Here is a 2,241-nt window from a genome sequence, read left to right on the forward strand (position 1 = left end):
GTGTCGTCTACTCGACAAATCCCATTTAGACGCCCAATAATTAAAAAAGGGATTGGTATTTCTACCAATCCCCTCCAAACTCTCTTTCTACTTACAAGCTCTCAATTGCCTTTTGAACCGCAGGGCCAATCTGGCGCTTACGTGAAGTGACACCTTCCAAAGTCAGCATGTCACTTGTTGGTTCAGCGTTGAAAGCCGATTTGATGACTTGATAGTCGCTTTCATCCACCCACAATAAGTTCGCTTCTTTGTTCTTGGTATCTGTGATTGAAAAGAACAGATGGTCTAGCCCGTTCTCTTTTTTGTAAGTCTTCATTGCTGCTAGAAGATCGTCTTTACGGTCAATCAGTTGTTGAGCCATTAGTGTTTCAGCAACACCGATACCCACCTGTTTGCCACCGTACTTAAAGTTTTTGTAATCCAGCGTCAGAATGGTTTCAGATGAAAGGTGGCTAAGATCTGACTTAGCAACCAACATCTGTTGACCGAAGTCTTCGATATCTGAAATGCCTGCAACCTTCGCCAGCTTCTCTGCGTATTCACGATCATGATCTGTTGTAGTTGTTGATTGGAATACCACTGTGTCAGAAAGAATCGCACCCAAGCCAACACAAGCGAGGTGTTTAGGTAATGTCACATCGAGCTTTTCAGCATTGTCAGCCAGTATAGTTGCAGCTGAACCCCAACCTCGGATATCCATCTCGACAATCTGCGGGGTGTTAATTGGAGAGCCACCAATCGCATGATGATCGACCACTGCCACAATGGATGCTTGATCAATAGTTGGTGCTAATTGAGTCACTTGGTTGAAGTCAACCAGCCCCACTCGGTATGAAGAGTAATCTGTCTCTACACGTGGAGATTCTGCATTACAGTAGTTCAAGATAAACGTCGATTCAGGATTAATCGGCTCAGGCACTGTCGCCGTACCACCATAAATATGAGCCGCGAGCATCGCAGACATTACCGTGTCGCTGTCTGGGCTTAGGTGCCCTGTCCATACGAGATCTTCACTGTTTTCATTGGCAGATTGTTGCAAGCTAAAAGCAAAACTTGCTGAACTGAAAGACATAATTACGGCTGCAACGACAGGGGTTAGCTTCACGGGTATTTCCTTATTTAAATGCGATATAGAAGCCCATAAGCTAAACACCAAAAATTTCAGAACCGTGTAACTAATATTTCAGTTTTACTTCAGTAAGTAACTAAATGTAATTGCCCTTAGGCTTTCACTGTTAATCACACCAAAGCTCAACTTGGATTAGGTTAGCTTTTCATTATTTCACAATGAATTTCAATGAACCCTAATGATAAGAAAGCTAAGACACTGATTTATTGACCACATAACATCATCAACCCACATACTGAAAATAAGATAATCTTATTAAAAATGGATTATCGAAAGGCACAAAAAAGGCTGCAAAAGCAGCCTTATCGAGTAAGCATAAATATGCTATTCAATCATCGAGATCGAGGTTTTTTTCCTCCCCTTCCCGTTGCTGGTAAGGGAGCGGAGATGTACACCAAGGGGAGGTTAGGAGGGGATTCTAGTGTTTGTATCGAAAGGTGTTGCTGTCATCAATAATCTCAATTTTGACTTTTACTACGCCTTTCTTAACGTCACCAATTTGAGAAAATGCTTTGTGGGAAAGGTCAATCACTCGGCCTTTTACGTAAGGGCCTCTATCGTTAATTTTGACATCGACTGACTTGTTATTGGCTGTATTGGTCACTCTCACGATAGTCCCAAATGGCAAGGTTTTGTGAGCGGCTGTATAGGCGTTTTTATTATACGCTTCACCACTTGCCGTCAGTTTTCCATGGAATTTATCGCCATACCAAGAAGCCACTCCCACAAGCGCATGTGAATTGGCATAGCCCTTTGTTTTTGAAGTATCGACGGCCGCATGTGACGAGCATCCGGCAAGCAAAGTAATAAGAAAAGCGGCAAAGATAAGGTTTAGTTTTTTCATGCTATTTCAGTAGATCTTCTTCATGTAATGTTTATCTATTTTCATTGTAGTGCGGTTCAGCAGTATTGAACTGAGTATTATGAGTTCTCAGCGAAGGCTATCACTAGTGTGATTCCGCAATGTTTTCATGAAGCACGCTCGCTTCAGTCATATTCATGAAAGGTTTTATCTTCAAAACGTCAACTTTAACAATGCCTTAAAGTTGTTGATTTATTAACCACCACCACATGATGGAGCACTTAAAAAGCACACAATCGAGTAGGAGGAG

The 2,241-nt window shown here is 42.0% G+C and carries 2 protein-coding genes; both read right to left on the reverse strand.

Going from position 1 to position 2,241, the window contains the following annotated elements; genetic code table 11:
* Window positions 1-91 precede the first annotated feature (91 nt).
* Window positions 92-1,105 carry a manganese-dependent inorganic pyrophosphatase gene (locus tag AB4507_RS22185; protein ID WP_017062680.1) on the reverse strand — a complete coding sequence of 338 codons (1,014 nt, stop codon included), beginning with the start codon at window positions 1,103-1,105 and terminating at the stop codon, window positions 92-94.
* A 442-nt stretch (window positions 1,106-1,547) separates the two neighbouring features.
* Complete coding sequence (locus tag AB4507_RS22190; RefSeq protein WP_372183408.1) at window positions 1,548-1,973, reverse strand: septal ring lytic transglycosylase RlpA family protein; 426 nt, start codon at window positions 1,971-1,973, stop codon at window positions 1,548-1,550.
* Between the last annotated feature and the right edge of the window lie 268 nt (window positions 1,974-2,241).

Source organism: Vibrio sp. 10N.222.54.A3, assembly GCF_041474095.1.
GTDB lineage: Bacteria > Pseudomonadota > Gammaproteobacteria > Enterobacterales > Vibrionaceae > Vibrio > Vibrio crassostreae_C.

What these genes read in the sequence shown, in the direction of transcription:
- AB4507_RS22190 (WP_372183408.1), bottom strand. Translation starts at nt 1,973, where the DNA reads ATGAAAAAACTAAACCTTATCTTTGCCGCTTTTCTTATTACTTTGCTT.